The 17,146-nt window shown below is 45.4% G+C and carries 16 protein-coding genes and 1 tRNA gene; 6 read left to right on the forward strand and 11 right to left on the reverse strand.

The window, feature by feature from the left end:
* Together B092_RS0102650 and B092_RS0102655 are read right to left on the reverse strand one after the other, a co-directional pair.
* A partial coding sequence (locus B092_RS0102650; protein WP_018573696.1) for a transposase occupies window positions 1-210 on the reverse strand: 210 nt, incomplete at its 3' end.
* A gap of 176 nt (window positions 211-386) precedes the next feature.
* Window positions 387-463, reverse strand: a tRNA-Pro gene (locus B092_RS0102655).
* 154 nt (window positions 464-617) lie between these two features.
* Between B092_RS0102655 and B092_RS0102660 the strand changes: the two genes are divergently transcribed.
* From B092_RS0102660 to pntB, 6 genes are all read left to right on the forward strand, one after another.
* Window positions 618-1,790, forward strand: a complete 1,173-nt coding sequence (locus B092_RS0102660; protein ID WP_018573697.1) for an alpha-hydroxy acid oxidase — start codon at window positions 618-620, stop codon at window positions 1,788-1,790.
* 167 nt (window positions 1,791-1,957) lie between these two features.
* On the forward strand, window positions 1,958-2,917 hold the full coding sequence (locus B092_RS0102665) for a Bug family tripartite tricarboxylate transporter substrate binding protein (protein ID WP_018573698.1): 960 nt from the start codon (window positions 1,958-1,960) through the stop codon (window positions 2,915-2,917).
* A gap of 79 nt (window positions 2,918-2,996) precedes the next feature.
* Window positions 2,997-3,485 (forward strand): tripartite tricarboxylate transporter TctB family protein, encoded by a 489-nt coding sequence (locus B092_RS0102670; protein ID WP_018573699.1) that lies wholly within the window; start codon window positions 2,997-2,999, stop codon window positions 3,483-3,485.
* On the forward strand, window positions 3,486-4,979 hold the full coding sequence (locus B092_RS0102675) for a tripartite tricarboxylate transporter permease (protein ID WP_018573700.1): 1,494 nt from the start codon (window positions 3,486-3,488) through the stop codon (window positions 4,977-4,979). It begins immediately after the preceding gene.
* A 340-nt stretch (window positions 4,980-5,319) separates the two neighbouring features.
* Complete coding sequence (locus B092_RS0102680) at window positions 5,320-6,855, forward strand: Re/Si-specific NAD(P)(+) transhydrogenase subunit alpha (RefSeq protein ID WP_018573701.1); 1,536 nt, start codon at window positions 5,320-5,322, stop codon at window positions 6,853-6,855.
* 9 nt (window positions 6,856-6,864) lie between these two features.
* Window positions 6,865-8,244, forward strand: a complete 1,380-nt coding sequence (gene pntB / locus B092_RS0102685; protein WP_018573702.1) for a Re/Si-specific NAD(P)(+) transhydrogenase subunit beta — start codon at window positions 6,865-6,867, stop codon at window positions 8,242-8,244.
* A gap of 83 nt (window positions 8,245-8,327) precedes the next feature.
* Here pntB and B092_RS0102690 read toward each other — a convergent pair whose 3' ends face one another.
* The 9 genes from B092_RS0102690 to B092_RS0102730 all read right to left on the reverse strand — a co-directional run bounded on the left by B092_RS0102690 (window position 8,328) and on the right by B092_RS0102730 (window position 17,067).
* Window positions 8,328-8,720 carry a MerR family transcriptional regulator gene (locus tag B092_RS0102690; RefSeq protein ID WP_018573703.1) on the reverse strand — a complete coding sequence of 131 codons (393 nt, stop codon included), beginning with the start codon at window positions 8,718-8,720 and terminating at the stop codon, window positions 8,328-8,330.
* A 192-nt stretch (window positions 8,721-8,912) separates the two neighbouring features.
* Window positions 8,913-9,227 carry an integration host factor subunit alpha gene (locus tag B092_RS0102695; protein WP_018573704.1) on the reverse strand — a complete coding sequence of 105 codons (315 nt, stop codon included), beginning with the start codon at window positions 9,225-9,227 and terminating at the stop codon, window positions 8,913-8,915.
* A gap of 15 nt (window positions 9,228-9,242) precedes the next feature.
* Entirely contained in the window at window positions 9,243-11,642 is a 2,400-nt protein-coding gene (pheT, locus tag B092_RS0102700; protein WP_018573705.1) for a phenylalanine--tRNA ligase subunit beta, read from the reverse strand.
* A gap of 63 nt (window positions 11,643-11,705) precedes the next feature.
* Complete coding sequence (gene pheS, locus B092_RS0102705) at window positions 11,706-12,728, reverse strand: phenylalanine--tRNA ligase subunit alpha (RefSeq protein WP_026253561.1); 1,023 nt, start codon at window positions 12,726-12,728, stop codon at window positions 11,706-11,708.
* Window positions 12,729-12,832: 104 nt separating this feature from the next.
* On the reverse strand, window positions 12,833-13,192 hold the full coding sequence (gene rplT, locus B092_RS0102710; protein ID WP_018573707.1) for a 50S ribosomal protein L20: 360 nt from the start codon (window positions 13,190-13,192) through the stop codon (window positions 12,833-12,835).
* Between the two features lie 13 nt (window positions 13,193-13,205).
* A complete protein-coding gene (rpmI, locus tag B092_RS0102715) occupies window positions 13,206-13,403 on the reverse strand; it encodes a 50S ribosomal protein L35 (protein WP_018573708.1) in 198 nt (65 codons plus the stop codon).
* Between the two features lie 480 nt (window positions 13,404-13,883).
* A complete protein-coding gene (locus B092_RS0102720; RefSeq protein ID WP_018573709.1) occupies window positions 13,884-15,071 on the reverse strand; it encodes a CaiB/BaiF CoA transferase family protein in 1,188 nt (395 codons plus the stop codon).
* Window positions 15,072-15,130: 59 nt separating this feature from the next.
* On the reverse strand, window positions 15,131-16,729 hold the full coding sequence (locus B092_RS0102725; RefSeq protein ID WP_018573710.1) for a YifB family Mg chelatase-like AAA ATPase: 1,599 nt from the start codon (window positions 16,727-16,729) through the stop codon (window positions 15,131-15,133).
* Between the two features lie 104 nt (window positions 16,730-16,833).
* Entirely contained in the window at window positions 16,834-17,067 is a 234-nt protein-coding gene (locus B092_RS0102730) for an accessory factor UbiK family protein (protein WP_018573711.1), read from the reverse strand.
* Window positions 17,068-17,146: the final 79 nt, after the last annotated feature.

A 17,146-nucleotide genomic window follows, 5' to 3' on the forward strand; every position in this document is an offset into this window, starting at 1 on the left:
ATGCCATTGACCCAATAGGACTGCCTTAAACATGGCGAGCACGGGATAACTCGGACGACCTTGTTGAGTCGTCAATCGACGCTGCTTTTGTGAATTGAGGTAGCATTCAATCGGTCGCCAATCAATCACTTGATCTAACTTAAGTAACGGAAAACGATCAAGGTGTTTGGCAATACGGGCTTTGGCGGTTTGTTGAAAGAAACTACTCATAGGACTAAAGTAAGAATGCAAGAAAACAAGCTATATTTTAGGAAGTTTGAGGGGTTATTGCAAAGGTCTCCATTTATTGTTCTACAAGCTTTTTCTGGTGTACCCCTTGGTGTACCCCTGATGAAATAAAAACAAAAAGAGCTTGCAGGCAAAGGCCCACAAGCTCTCGAATTCATTGGTCGGAACGGAAGGATTTGAACCTTCGACCCCTTGCACCCCATGCAAGTGCGCTACCAGGCTGCGCTACGCCCCGAACTTTTTTCTTTTTTTCTTTTCCCCTAATGAGGAAAGAATAAGATTCTAAGACGTTTTAAAGTAAAAAGCAAGTTAATCTGGACAAAGTACAATAAGAGTATTAAATTCAAGGCTACTAAGCACACATAATCACCATCATAATTAATTCAAACATGTTTAATATTAATAAAATCACGTGCATCGAGGATCTTCGCAAAGTCGCTAAATTCAAAGTACCAAAAATGTTCTATGACTACATGGATAGCGGTTCTTTTACTGAAGGCACGTATCGCGCCAACACAACTGACTTTGATAAGCTCAAATTCATTCAAAAAGTCGCGCGCGATCTCAGCAATAGAAGTATCAAAGGCAAGTTATTAGGCACGGAGTATGCCATGCCGCTTGCCCTTGCCCCAACAGGTTTGACCGGTATGCAGAGAGCTGATGGTGAGATTTTAGCAGCTAAGGCAGCGGAACAATTTGGCGTACCTTTTACCCTGTCAACGATGAGCGTTTGCTCCATTGAAGATATCGTTGAACACACCACTCAACCTTTTTGGTTCCAGCTCTACGTCATGAAAGATCGCGATTTTATGCGTCGACTCATTGGCCGCGCAAAAGATGCCGGTTGCTCTGCCTTAGTATTGACCTTAGATCTTCAAGTCATGGGACAGCGTCACAAAGACATTAAAAACGGCTTAAGTACACCACCCAAGCCGACCCTACTCAACATTCTCGATCTTGCGCGTCGACCCGAATGGTGTTGGCATATGTCTAAAACCAAGCGCCGCAGCTTTGGTAATATTGTGGGTCATGTCACTGGCGTTGCTGATATGACCTCCCTCGCGTCTTGGACTGCCGATCAATTTGACCCTCAACTTAACTGGAATGATATTGCCTGGATTAAGGAGGCATGGGATGGCCCACTGATTCTTAAAGGCATTATGTCACCTGATGATGCGGTTGAAGCGTACAAACATGGGGGCGATGCCATTGTGGTATCCAATCATGGTGGCCGTCAGTTAGATGGTGCTCCCTCCTCCATTTCCGCACTGGAACCCATCATAGAAGCGCTTGCACAGCACAATAGCAACATGGAAGTCTATATGGATGGGGGTATCACACAAGGTCAAGATATCTTACGAGCCAAGGCGCTTGGAGCAGATGGCGTGATGATTGGTCGAGCCTTTTTATATGGCCTAGCCGCCTTTGGTCAAGCAGGTGTCGAAAAAGCACTCAAGCTACTGGCCAATGAGCTTGATGTGACGATGGCTTTTTGTGGTCATACGAATCTTAACGACGTAGATAAAAGTATTCTCCTCAATCCCGACACACTCAAGTACTAAGCCCTCTTTGCCTACTTCCTCCTACTAAACCCTGTTTTTAAGCTACAACAGGGTTTATCCCTAAAGCCATAAAATACGTAATACTGGCAAAATGGACCCTTCATAATAGTCAACACCACAGCAAAGAAATAATAGCTAATCGACTATTTCCACAGGAGACAAAAAAGATGAAAATCAAAACAAAAATGCTTAAGGCCGGATTGATCAGCGGTTTATTATTAGCAGCCTCTGTCGCACAAGCACAGGTCAGTGTCATGTTACCTGCGAACCCAGGTGGTGGATGGGACAGCACGGGTCGTCAATCAATGGCTGCAATGAACAAAGCCGGTATTTATACCGGTACGGTTAATTACACCAATAGAGGCGGCGCAGGTGGCACCATCGGTTTGGCAGAGTTTCAAAACAAAGCAAAAGGCAAAGCTGACGAATTAGCTGTTTTCGGTGCGATTACGGTTGGCTCAATCACCATGAATAACTCTCCAATCAAACTGGAGGAGTTTAAACCATTAGCACGTTTAACCGCTGAATACTTAGTCATCGCGGTGCGACCCGACTCACCTTATCAAAGCCTACAAGACTTAGCAGCAGCATTAAAAGAAAATCCGGGTGCGGTACCGGTTGGGGGAGGCTCAGCCGGTGGTGTTGACCATATTGCCCTTGCCCTATTAGCAAAGGCTAACGACGCCGATGCGTCTAAGATCAACTATATCCCACAAGCCGGCGGTACAGAAACTATTACAGGCATTGTCAACGGCACCTTAGCGGCCGGTATCTCAGGTATTTCAGAGTTCCAACAATTCGCTGACATGGGTCGTGTAAAGATCCTTGGCATTACCTCTTCAGAGCGCATGGAAGGTCTTGATGTCCCCACCTTCAAGGAACAAGGCTTTGACATTGAGCTGGCGAATTGGCGTGGTGTGTTAGGCTCACCGGATATGCCCGAAGATAACTACCAAGAGTGGATCAGTCGCTTTGAGCAGCTAAATGACAGCGACGCATGGAAAGAAACCATGGAAACCCAAGGTTGGGAGCCGTTTTTCTTAACCGGTGATGAATTCGGTGAATTTATTAAAGCAGAATCAGAGCGCATCAATGAGGTGCTTAAAGACAGCGGCTTAATTAAATAATCATCGCATCAGTTCAAGCCGGTCGCTCTAAGCAACCGGCTTTTTTAATTAAGTGTAGTTCAACTTAAAGACATTTACTATGCATATGCAAGAAAACAAATCCAAACCATGGTGGCTTGGTCTCGCCGTCATTGTGCTGGGTGCTATTTGTGTATATAGCGCCACTAAGCTGTCAAGTACAGCAATGTATGCTGGGATAGGTCCGGGGCTTTTTGTTAATTTGGCCGGCATAGGTCTGGTCATTTTGGGTATTTTATTAATGATGCAAATAGCACGTGGCGAAACGTTTGAAGCACAAGACACAGAAAATGCCAGCGGTTCCACCCCCATGGACAAAAAAGCATTTTTTACAGCTACCGTGGGTTGCCTGATCCCGGCACTGACCATCACCTCGCTTGGCCTGCCACTGACTGCCATGCTGACTTTTACCTTAATCGCACGCGCGTTCAGCTCACAGAGATTGCTAAGCGATTTAATCATCGGCTTTACGCTCGGTACATTAAGCTGGTTGCTATTTAGCTATTTAGGCTTGCAACTGGGTGAGTTCTTACCCCTCATAGGTGTATAAATGGAAACCTTAAATCTTCTATTTCACGGGTTCGCAGTCGCTTTGCAGCCCATGAATTTAGTCTGGGCTTTAATCGGCTCAATGCTTGGCACCGCCATTGGGATCCTACCGGGCATCGGTCCTGCTCTGACCATTGCATTACTTTTACCCGTGACTGTCTCAGTGGGGCCGGTATCCGCCTTTATTATGTTTGCCGGCGTTTTCTATGGTGCCATGTACGGTGGTTCAACCACCAGTATTCTCATCAATACGCCGGGAGAAGCCGGTTCCATGATGACGGCCCTAGAGGGCAATAAAATGGCTCGCAACGGGCGCGGTGCTGCTGCCTTAGCAACCGCTGCCATCGGCTCCTTTGTGGCCGGTAGTTTTGCTACCATTATGTTGACCTTTGCCGCCCCTGTTGTTGCTGAATTGGCCTTCTACCTGAAGCCTGCCGATTACTTTGCGCTTGCCGTTTTAGCTTTTACGTCGGTCGCCGTTGTGATGGGAGCCTCACGAGTGAGAGGGTTTGTTTCACTATTTATCGGCTTAGCTTTCGGCGTCATCGGCATCGACAATATGACCGGTCAAGCGCGCATGACCTTTGGCGCAGCCGAACTCCTCGACGGCATCGAATTAACAGTGGTGTTGGTATCACTCTTTGCCATTGGTGAAGTCATCTATGTTGCAAGTCGATTTAATCGAGAAAAAGATGAGATGGTTGAAATTAAAAAGGGTAAAAAATGGATGACTAAATCAGATTGGCAACGTTCTTGGCGACCTTGGCTCCGAGGAACTTTTATTGGTTTCCCAATCGGCGCCATACCCGGTGGGGGGTCAGAAATCCCAACCATGATTTCTTATACCGCTGAGAAAAAGCTGAGCAAACACCAAGACGAATTTGGTACGGTAGGTGCAATTGAAGGAGTCGCAGGACCTGAAGCGGCTAATAACGCTTCTGCTGCCGGTGTCTTAGTACCTCTTTTAACCCTTGGCCTACCTACCTCAGCCACGGCTGCTATCTTACTGACCGCCTTCCAGAATTATGGTTTACAACCGGGCCCGTTTTTATTTAGCTCTAACCCTGAACTGGTTTGGGGCTTAATCGCCTCGCTCTACATCGGTAACGCCATGCTCTTGGTTTTAAACCTACCCTTGGTTGGCATGTGGGTGAAACTACTACTGATCCCCAAGCCCCAACTCTACGCCGGCATTTTAATCTTTGCCATGATAGGTATTTGGGGCGTATCAGGTTCAGTCTTTGACTTATACCTAATGGTCGCTATCGGCTTAATGGGCTATGTGATGCGTGTGTATGACTTCCCAATTGCCCCTCTATTGATCGGCTTAATTTTAGGGCCAATGGCTGAAAAGCAACTACGCATTACCCTGGCAGCCGCACAAGGCGATCCGATGGTATTAGTGCAGACACCGATTTCAATTATCTTTTTATCATTAGCAGTCTTGTCTATGTTTGCACCTATACTAATCAAGCGGTTAAAAAAATCTGCTTAATTAAATAATCACGTAAACAGTTAGCGAATTAATGCCTAACGCTCCGATCGATGAGATCGGAGCGTATCACGGCAAAGTAACATGCACTTACTGATTAGCCACCCGGCGCAAGCAACAGCTGATGTGTTTCTCCTCTTCAAAATTCAGCTTAGGCTTATAACTAGCGCTCATAAGCTAAATTAATCTTTGATTAAGCTAATTTTACATTTTGAAAAAATAACGACATAAAAGCCACAGCCGTCGTCATAAAAACACCCTACCTATAGTATGATCTACAGAGTGAAAGGAGTAGTTGTTATCCTTTCTATCAGTTTTTTTAATCTTGACGAGGTATGAATTGATGAGAATAGGTATTCCTAAGGAGCAATTCGCCGGTGAAACCCGTGTAGCGGCTACACCGACGACTGTGACGCAGCTCATTAAACTCGGCTTTGAAGTCGCTGTAGAATCTGGTGCAGGTCTTTTAGCAAAGTTTGATGACGCCTCCTACGTTGAAGCCGGTGCTAAGGTAATGAGCCGTGAAGAGGTTTTTCATAGCGACATCATTTATAAAATTAACGCACCAACAGACGCTGAAATTGATGCCATGCAAGAAGGTACTCTTTTAGTATCCTTTATTCAACCGGCACAAAACTCAGACTTAATTGACAAGCTGAGTGCCAAAAAAATCACTGCGCTGGCCGTCGATATGGTCCCGCGTATTTCGCGTGCTCAGTCCATGGACGTTTTATCCTCCATGGCTAATATCAGCGGTTATCGTGCCGTGATTGAAGCTGCTCATCACTTTGGTCGTTTCTTTACCGGTCAAATTACCGCTGCTGGTAAGGTACCTCCGGCACAAGTGCTGGTGATTGGTGCCGGTGTTGCCGGTCTTGCGGCTATCGGTGCGGCCGGTTCACTAGGCGCGGTAGTCAAAGCATTTGACACACGTTTAGAAGTCGCCGAGCAAATCGAATCCATGGGTGGCGAGTTCTTAAAGTTAGACTTCCCCGAAGAGTCGGGCGGCAGTGGCGATGGCTATGCCAAAGTCATGAGCGACGAGTTTATCAAAGCGGAAATGGCGCTTTTTGCAGAGCAAGCCAAAGTGGTCGACATCATTATTACGACGGCGGCTATTCCGGGCAAACCTTCACCTAAACTAATCACCAAAGAAATGGTTGATTCCATGAAGCCCGGTTCTGTGATTGTTGACTTGGCAGCGTTGGGCGGTGGTAACTGTGAGTATACGGTACCCGGCGAGGTCGTCACTACGGACAACAACGTCACGGTCATCGGCTATACTGATTTACCTAATCGCCTAGCCGGCCAATCGTCTCAGCTCTACGCGACGAACTTAGTCAATTTATCTAAGTTAATCACACCGAAAAAAGACGGTAATGTCGAACTCGACTTTGATGATGTCATTGTTCGCAATATGACAGTCACTCACCATGGCGAGGGTATGTTCCCTCCTCCACCCATTCAAGTATCAGCAGCCCCTGCACAAGCGGCTCCTGCCCCAGCACCGGTTCAAGTCAAAAAAGAACCGAAGCCATTATGGCAGCGTTTGGCATTACCGGTAATTGGTGTTGCGATCTACTTATGGGCAAGTAATTACGCACCACAAGAGTTCCTCAACCACCTCACCGTCTTTATGCTGAGCTGCGTGGTTGGTTATTATGTTGTGTGGAATGTCACTCATGCTTTACACACGCCATTGATGTCAGTCACCAATGCTATTTCCGGCATCATTATTGTTGGAGCCATTGTACAAATGTCCACGATTAGCGGTTTTGCTAGTTTCTTGGCGTTTATCTCTGTGTTCCTTGTCAGCATCAATATATTTGGTGGCTTCTATGTCACCCGTCGTATGCTTAATATGTTCCGCAAAGGCTAAGGGGTAAGTATGTCAGCAGGATTAGTAACAGCTGCTTATATTATTGCAGCATTGTTTTTCATTTTGAGCTTGGCTGGTCTATCCAATCAAGAGTCCGCTCGTCGCGGTAACCTTTTCGGCATGGTCGGTATGGCGATCGCGCTAATTGCAACGATTTTCAGTAAAAACACGGAAGGCGTTGCATGGATTTTAGTCGCCATGATTTTAGGGGCTGCGATTGGTATTCATCGCGCCAAAAAAGTTGAAATGACAGAGATGCCGGAGCTGATTGCGATTCTTCACAGTTTCGTCGGTTTGGCCGCTGTCTTCGTCGGTTTTAACAGTTACATGGATCGCGCCGCAGTCACCCCGGATATGCACTATATTCACTTAGTTGAGGTGTTTTTAGGTGTCTTTATCGGTGCCGTCACCTTTACCGGTTCTGTGGTCGCCTTCGGTAAGCTTAACGGTAAGTTAAGCAGCAAGCCATTGTCATTACCTCATAAGCACAAGCTTAACTTGGCAGCCATTCTCGTTTCATTACTACTATTAGTTTTATTCGTCAAAGCAGATGGTTCGACCTTTGCGTTAATTATCATGACTATCATTGCGCTCGCCTTTGGTTGGCACCTAGTTGCTTCCATCGGTGGGGCTGATATGCCGGTTGTGATTTCGATGCTCAACTCCTACTCCGGTTGGGCAGCGGCCGCGGCAGGTTTCATGCTCGGTAATGACCTCTTAATCGTCACCGGTGCCCTAGTCGGTTCTTCCGGTGCGATTCTTTCTTACATCATGTGTAAGGGCATGAACCGCTCCTTTATTTCCGTTATTGCCGGTGGCTTTGGTACAGACGGTACCGCTAGCGGTGGCGACGAGGAAGACGGTGAATATCGCGAGTTGAGCGCTATTGAGGTGGCTGAATTACTTAAAGGTTCTAAGTCAGTGATTATCACCCCGGGATACGGTATGGCAGTTGCCCAAGCGCAATATCCGGTAGCTCAAATCACAGAAACGTTACGAGCTCAGGGCATCGATGTACGCTTTGGTATTCACCCGGTGGCAGGCCGTTTGCCGGGCCATATGAACGTACTATTAGCTGAAGCTAAGGTTCCTTACGATATCGTGCTTGAAATGGACGAAATCAACGATGACTTCGCTGATACCGATGTGGTGTTAGTGATCGGTGCTAACGATACCGTCAACCCATCGGCTCAGACTGACCCCAATAGCCCGATTGCCGGCATGCCGGTTTTACGTGTTTGGGAAGCAGAAAATGTGGTTATTTTGAAGCGCTCAATGAACACAGGCTATGCCGGTGTACAAAACCCTCTCTTCTTTAAAGAAAATAGCTTCATGTGCTTTGGTGATGCCAAAGACACCATGCAATCTGTATTAGAGGCTCTCAAGTAGTGCTAGGCCTATCTAAGTAAAACAAAGGGTGTTTGATAAATCATATCAAACACCCTTTTAGTTTAACCACTAATAAAACTCAACTAATCTTTGAGTAAACCATCCAAATCACGAATAATTTCCTCTAGCTCAGTACGGATCGTATTGAGATCATTGGCAGGAATACGGACCGCAGAGTCACTTTCTTCTTGCATACGAGGATTACCCAAACGGTTACGAGCACCGGCGATAGTATAGCCCTGTCCATAAAGTAACTCACGAATACGGCGAATTAATAAAACCTCATGATGCTGGTAGTAACGGCGATTGCCACGACGCTTAACAGGATTTAGCTGAGTAAACTCCTGCTCCCAATAACGTAAAACATGCGGCTTGACTTGGCATAAATCAGCCACCTCACCAATAGTGAAATAACGCTTAGCAGGGATGGGTGGCAACTCCACCTTTTCAATGTCTTGAATATCAGTTTGTTCCATCGCATATAAGGCCGAGACGCTCAGAGACCGGCTTTTGAATTGTTATGATTAATCAGAGTGTAGCATAAAACAGCACTTTTTCGGCGCAAGATTTCTTCTAATCTATCTGCTACTTGAAATAATTAAGGCGGAGTATGAGTCTGCCAATACATCACAGAACCTACCCCGCCTTTTAACTAAATACGGCTAAGATTAAACTTCCTCGATAGGATCCTCAACCGCCTCTTTTAGTTTTTGACTTGCGTGAAAAGTAACCACTCGACGAGCGGAAATTGGAATTAAATCACCTGTCTTTGGATTACGGCCGGGACGAGCCGCCTTATCTCTCAGTTGGAAATTACCAAAACCCGAGATTCGTACGGGCTCGCCTTCCACTAAGGTTTCACTTATTTGGTTAAAAAAGCCGTCAACAATATCCTTTGCCTCGCGCTTATTAACCCCTACATTGTCATAAAGCAACTCTGTCAAATCAGCTTTTGTCAAAGAAGGTTTTGCTATGGTTGTCATCTTTCTCTCCGGCAACTATCTTAATCTAACACCCAGTTTTTCAACTAAGGTATTAAGCACTTTGCTCATCACCTCTTCTACTTGAGCATCCTCAAGTGTTGCTGTCGCATCTTGAAGAATAAAGCGCAAAGCTAAACTACGCTCATTTTGTGTGGAATTTTGATCTTTCCAGATATCAAACAAAGTGATCTCTCTGAGTATACCTTGTTGACGAATTTCTTCAAGAACATCAACAACTTGCTGATAGTTAATCGCACTAGGCACCCAAAGTGCCAGGTCTCGCTTAACCACGGGCTGCTTGGAAATATCTTTATAAGACACCAAATCATGATCCATCAATGGAGCAATAGCGATCTCAAAAACCACCGGCGCTGTTGTTAAATCCAGTTCACCCAACCATTGGGGGTGTAGCTCACCGATCACGCCGATTTTCTCATCACGATAAAAAATAGCCGCACTACGACCCGGATGTAAAGCCGGATGTTCCTCCGCCACAAAGCGCAAATCAGCTGCCTGAGAACCTAATAGATTTTCTAAATCATTTTTCAGGTCAAAGAAATCGACCTGACGAGCTTTTTCGCCCCACTGCTCAGGATAGGCTAAACCCCAACTTGCCGCCGCAAAGTGCATCGGCTGGTTAATTCCTTTAACTGTTTTGTCACCGGACTTAACCTCAGGATCGTCAAAAAACACACGGCCCAATTCAAATACGCGCACACGATTTTGTCTGTACTTCGCATTATGGGCAATGTTTTTTAACAAGCCACCAACCAAGCTGGTGCGCATCACAGCATATTGCGAGAAAATCGGATTGAGCAAACGAATAGGATTGTCATTGTTCTGGTAATTACGCTCCCAGTTTTCATCAACAAAGCTGTAATTAACCACCTCCTGATAATCCATCGCCGCCATTAAATGACGAAAAGCGTGTTCAGAACGTTGCTTCTCTGGAAATGGGAAGATATTGGCTTCAACGATCGGTTCGCGCGCAGGTATACGCTCAAAACCATAAACGCGCGCAACTTCCTCAATCAAATCCTCTTCAATTTCGATGTCAAATCGGTATGACGGCGCCTTGACCGTAAACACCTGCTCAGCTACGTCAAAATCAAACCCTAAGTCAGTAAAAATCTGCTTAACTTCTTCAGCGGATACGTCAACCCCTAACACCTTATTGCAACGGGCTAAGCGCATAGTCACCGCTTTGCGCTCCGGAAGATTAACCACTTCATCTAGTACCGGCGCTGCCTGACCGCCACATACCTCCAAGATAAGACGAGTCATATACTCAATGTGCTCAACAATATTGAGGAAATCCACGCCACGCTCATAGCGATAAGCAGCTTCTGACGATAGTTTGTATTTTCGAGTCAAACCGGCCACTGCTTCAGGGAACCAAAACGCCGCTTCCAAATAAATGTCGGTTGTCTCTAAATCAACAGCAGTGGCATCGCCACCCATCACGCCGGCCATACTTTCAGGGATATCGTTATGGCAAATCACCCCGGTATCGCCGGATAGCTCAACCTCAACGTCTGTCAATAACTTAAGCTTTTCGCCATCTTTAGCCCAACGAACGGTTAAGCCCTTTGAGGTATCAATATTTTTGATATCAAACACGTGCGTAGGGCGACCTAATTCAAGCATCACATAGTTAGATATATCGACTAACGCAGATACTGGACGCATACCGGCAGCGGCAATTCTCTGCTTAATGTAATCGGGCGTCTCGGCCTTGGCATTTACCCCACGAATGATACGACCGGCAAAACGGCCGCATAAATCAGGCGCATCAATCCTAACAGGCATGGTTTCGTCAAGTGTCACATCAACCGGCGTAAAATCAAATGTTTTGAGCGAAGCACCAGTGAGCGCTTGAACCTCACGACCTACACCATAAACGGATAAGCAATCAGCACGGTTCGGAGTTAATTTAAACTCAATGATATTATCGTCTAAGTTTAGGGCATCACGAATATCAGTACCCACAGCTAGCGACTCATCGAGAATCAATAGGCCATCGTGATCTTGCTCCATGCCCAACTCATCGGCTGAGCAAAGCATACCGAGGGATAACTCACCTCGCAACTTGCCTTTTTTAATTTTAAAATCGCCCGGTAATACAGCACCTACGCGTGCCATCGGCACTTTAATACCGGCAGCCGCATTAGGCGCACCACACACAACTTGAACCAACTCGCCCGAACCATCATCTACTTGGCATATACGTAATTTATCGGCGTTGGGATGTAGCCCTATTTCTTTAACCTCAGCAACGACCACGCCGGTAAAAGCCGGAGCGGCTGGCTCAACGCCCTCCACCTCCAGACCCGACATGGTTAGACGGTGGCAAAGCTCCTCAGTCGATAGCTCCGGATTGATTAAACTTCTTAACCAAGACTCTGAAATAAACATAGTAAATTCTTTGCAAAAAACGAATAAAAGATGAAATAAATAATGGCGTAAACTCAACACAATTTAACGATTAAATTGCTTTAAGAAACGCAAATCACCTTCGTAGAATAAACGTAAATCATTGACGCCATAACGCAACATGGTTAAGCGCTCAATACCGGAACCAAAGGCAAAACCCATGTACTTTTCAGGATCCAAGCCATAGTTACGAATAACATTCGGATGAACCTGACCGGCGCCGGAAATCTCTAACCACTGCCCCTTCATCGGGCCACTGGTAAACATCATATCAATCTCGGCAGATGGCTCTGTAAATGGGAAAAAAGACGAGCGGAAACGCAGAACAATATCGTCCGTCTCAAAAAATGCTTGTAAAAACTTGGTATAAATACCTTTTAAATCAGCAAAGGAAATATTCTCATCAATCCACAATCCCTCAACCTGATGAAACATCGGACTATGGGTTGCATCACTGTCCACCCGATAGGTCCGACCCGGAGCGATAACCTTAATAGGCGGCGTATGCTGACGAGCATAACGCACTTGCATAGGACTAGTATGCGTACGTAGCATGAGAGGTAATCCCTCATCGTCATTGTGATCGATATAAAACGTATCCTGCATTGAACGTGCAGGGTGATTTAATGGATTATTTAACGAGGTGAAATTATACCAGTCGGTCTCAATTTCAGGTCCATCAGCCACATCAAAACCGATCGAACGGAAAATTCCCTCAATTCTTAGTGTAGACTGAATCACAGGATGCAGACCACCACGATTCATACCGCGACCGGGTAAGGTCACGTCAATCTTTTCGGCCGCTAAACGTTTGGCTAATTCTTCTTCTGTAAAACGCTCGCGACGCGCATTCAACAAAGCCTCAATCTCTCGTTTGACTTGGTTGATGCGTTGCCCTTGTTCACGTTTTTCTTCATTTGGCAAACTGGCAAGTCCCTTTAGTAAAGAGGTAACCGCACCATTTTTACCTAAAAACTTGGCCTTTTCATTTTCTAAACTTGCTACATCAGGAGCAGCAGCAAATTTTTCTTCTGCTTGTTTAATTAAGTCGTCTAAGGATTCAGTCATTGTCCAAAACCATTGATTAAAAAAAGAGGCGGGACCCAAAATTGGGACCCCGCCTTTATACTAATACAGCAAACTCTCTGTATTCCTGTGCTTAACAGTCTAACTTAAGCGGCAAGGGCTGCTTTAGCCTGCTCAACAACTACTTTAAAGCCTGCTTTGTCGTTAACAGCCATATCAGCTAACACCTTACGGTCAAGATCAATAGCAGCTTTGCGTAAGCCAGCGATAAATACGCTGTATGTCATACCCTCAGCACGTACAGCTGCATTAATACGAGTAATCCATAAAGCACGGAATGTACGTTTTTTGTTACGACGGTCACGATAAGCATATTGACCTGCTTTCATGACTGCTTGTTTAGCTACGCGGAATACATTACCACGACGACCACGGAAGCCTTTAGCTTCTTTTAATACTTTCTTATGACGAGCGCGAGCAGTCACACCACCTTTTACACGAGGCATATTTTTCTCCTAGTTATGCGTAAGGCATCATGGTCTTAACTGCAGGCACATCGGCCTTGCTAACGTTTTCAGTACCACGAAGTTGACGTTTGTTTTTAGTAGTTTTCTTAGTTAAGATATGGCTTTTGAAAGCGTAGCCACGCTTAACAGTACCACCCGGACGCACACGGAAGCGCTTTGCAGCACTTTTTTTGGTTTTCATTTTAGGCATAATAACACTCTAAATTTAAAGTTAAGATTAGGTGTCCGCTATGCTAGCAGCACTTTTTTAACCTAATAATAACGCGATAAAAGCTCCACAACCTAAGGACCATAAAGCCATACTGCTTTATATAACTCATACATACATGATTAAATGCCTAAAATCACTAAGGCACTAAAGATCATGGATCACTTCCATAAATAACTACTACTTAAGCAATTACTATTTACACTAGAAGCTACTAGTTAAGTGACCCAATGCTATGACGATCCAAATGCTATGAAGCGTGCTGTGAATACCTAAATATAGTCTTAATCTTTTTAGACTTTTTGGTGTCTTAATAAGCGCTATATAGATAATTCATCAAGCTTTCTATAATAACATCAATGAAATTAACTGTCTACAAATGCAGAGAAAAATGACGCCACATGTGTAGACTCAGTGAAGCTTATTTGTTTTTTAGGATTTTTGTTGTTTTAATGCTTAAAATCAGATGACACCCTTAGCTCGAAGTTCGGATAACTCCGTGGCACTAATACCTATTTTTCCTAAAACCTCTTCGGTGTCTTGACCAAGTGTGGGTGCCCTACGCTCTACCGAGCCCGGCGTTTTACGCAACTTAGGCAAGACACCAGGCAAAGTAACCTCAGTACCATCTTCCAGCTCACCCTGAATCAACATCTCACGCGCTTTGTAGTGTGGATCATTAAAGATATCCTCAACATCATAAACCCGACCTGCCGGCACTCTATTTTCATGCAAAGCTTCTAGCACATCATCTAAGGAATGTTGAATCGTCCACTGACTGATAATTGAATCGATATAATCAGCCTCAGCAGAACGCCCATCATTATGAGCAAAGGCCGGATCATTAGCGACATCATCCCGACCGATAAGACTCATCAAACGCTTAAAAATACTGTCGCCATTACCGGCAATCAGCGCGTACTTACCATCTGCACAGAGATAAGCATTGCTCGGAGTGATGCCGGGCAGCCTACTGCCAGCCGGCTGTCGAACCTCGCCAAAGATAGAATACTCAGCCACGAGACTTTCCATCATATTAAACACAGACTCATACAGTGCAATATCAACGACTTGCCCACCCCCTTTTTGCACCTCTCGATGACGTAAGGCCATCAACGCACCGATAACAGCATGCAAAGCGGATAATGAATCACCAATCGAAATGCCTACCCTAACAGGCGGCCTACCCTGCTCACCACTCAGATACCTAAATCCGCCCATGGCCTCTCCAACCAAACCAAAGCCCGGCAGATCTCTGTACGGACCATCCTGACCATAACCGGAGACCCGCACTATAATAAGCTCAGGGTTAATCTCTTGAAGGACCTCCTCACTCAAACCCCATCCCTCAAGAGCGCCCGGTCTAAAGTTTTCAACGAGAATATCAACCTCTTTGAGTAAGCGACGAATAATCGCCTGTCCCTCAGTCGAGCGTAAATCGACCGTCACTGATTTTTTATTGCGAGATTGTGAAGCCCACCACACGGATGTCCCCTCATGCAACAAACGCCATTTTCTTAGCGGATCGCCTGTGTGTGGGGGTTCGATTTTAATTATCTCAGCACCAAACTCACCTAAGATTTTAGTCGCAAAAGGTCCGGCAATTAATTGCCCTAATTCTAAAACTTTAATACCTTCTAATGGCCTCATTTCAAAACTCCACCAAATCAATTATTTATTTTTTGAGTACCATTATTCTAGCACCTATCTCAGTGACGAAGATAAGTGCCTTTCCTCGCTTCATGCCAATAAAGCCTCCCCTCTTCTTTTTTAGAAAAAGGCTCCCTGCAACTAATTGATAACTCTAAATCCTCTCTCTCAATTTCATCAACTCCGCGCATATCAGCTGCCGTACGGGCAATTTTTAGGATAGCTTGCACAACACGAGTTGACCATGCTTTTTGCTGAACGACCACATCAAGCTCTCTCTGAAGCGTCGGACTAAGCGTGCAATATTGCTTAATCTGCACCCCCTTAAGGTGTGCATTTAAAACACCTTGTCTTGCTAATTGAATCGCTCGACACGCCGAAACTCTCTGTCGCACAACCTTCGAGGGATCGGCGCTATCTGCGTCTAACCAAGTCGCTGTCAATGGTGACACCTTGCAGTGAATATCTATACGCTCTAATAAAGGACCGGAAATTTTGCTTTGGTATTGGTTAACCGCTCGATGTGTACATACACAATCTATCTCAGGGTGATCTAAATAACCGCAAGCACAAGGATTTGCCGCTGCAACCAACTGAAACCTCGCAGGATACACTTGCTGAGAACCGGAGCGTGATATGCTGATTTCCCCCATTTCTAAAGGCACTCTCAAAGCCTCTAGCGTCGACCGCTTAAACTCAGCCATTTCCTCCAAAAACAACACACCATGATGACATAAGCTAATCTCACCAGGATAGGCGTGAGTCCCTCCACCAAATAACGCAGGTTCGGAAATAGAGTTATGGATGGTGCGAAACGCGGGACGATGGCCTAAATTAATCAGACCACTGGCCGATACGCTTTGTATAGCAAAAAGCTCAAGCCGCTGCAAATCACTTAAGTCCGGTAAAATTGTCGGCAAACGCTGTGCCAACATACTTTTCCCGACGCCGGAAGGCCCGCTAAACAAAATACTATGCGCACCGCACGCAGCTAACTCTAAGAGATGACAAGCCTGCTTTTGACCACGAACCTCTGAAAGACACAACTCGATCTCATCTTCGGCATGAGTCACACCATCCTTAAAATGCTCAAAGTCATTAGGCCTACTTGCTTCAATCACTTGTTTTGATTCTAAGTGCGCAACCACCTCACGTAGACTATTAGCACCAATAACAGTCAGCCCATCAACAAGCGCTGCCATTGCTGCATCCGCACGTGGCAAGACCAGCACTGCTTTGGGATCACTTTTAAAAATAGATAAAGCCAACAGCAACGGAGCCTGTATAGAGCACAAAGCACCGCTTAGAGATAATTCCCCTACAAAATAGAGATGAGGCAAAAGAGTTTTATAGCGACTTGAGGAAAGACGCAGCTGGCCGGTCGCCATCAAAACACCTAGAGCAATAGGCAAATCAAAACGCCTCGATTCAGTAGGTAGATCAGCCAGCGAAAGATTCACCGTAATGCGACCCACAGGAAATTCAAAGCCGGAGTTGGTGATAGCAACCCGAACTCTGTCTCTGGTTTCTTTGGCCCCGGTACTTGTTAAGCCAACAACGAAAAAATTAGGAAGGCCCGCCCCTATATGAATCTCTGCTCGCACGAGGGCTGATGACATACCGGACAGCGCGCAACTATTTAAAATAGCAAGAGCCACATCTTCTCCTTACAATAGATTAACTGCTAGTTTGAAAGAAAAAAAGGGCTCAAAACTGAATTAGGACAATTTTGTCCAATGGCAAGGTATTAAATAAACTGTGTCTATTTGTCTGAAAGCTTCTCAGCGACCAAAGCCTCTAAAGCAACTACACGCTCGCGCAGCTTCTCCACCATCGCAACTTGAACATCAAACTCCTCACGAGTGACTAAATCAAGTTTGGAAAAACCTTGAGCCATAAATGCCTTAACATTTTTTTCAATATCGGCTGCTGGACTCTGTGCAATCAGATCTTGGATGCCTTTTTGAAATTCTTCAAACATGGATTGCGCTTTCATAATAAAACCCTCTAATACAAATCTTAATAAACTTATTTTAAATGAATTAAAAAGTCCCGAGGCAAATAAGTGCGACTCG

Origin of the sequence: Oligella ureolytica DSM 18253 (genome assembly GCF_000373745.1) — a bacterium.
GTDB lineage: Bacteria > Pseudomonadota > Gammaproteobacteria > Burkholderiales > Burkholderiaceae_B > Oligella > Oligella ureolytica.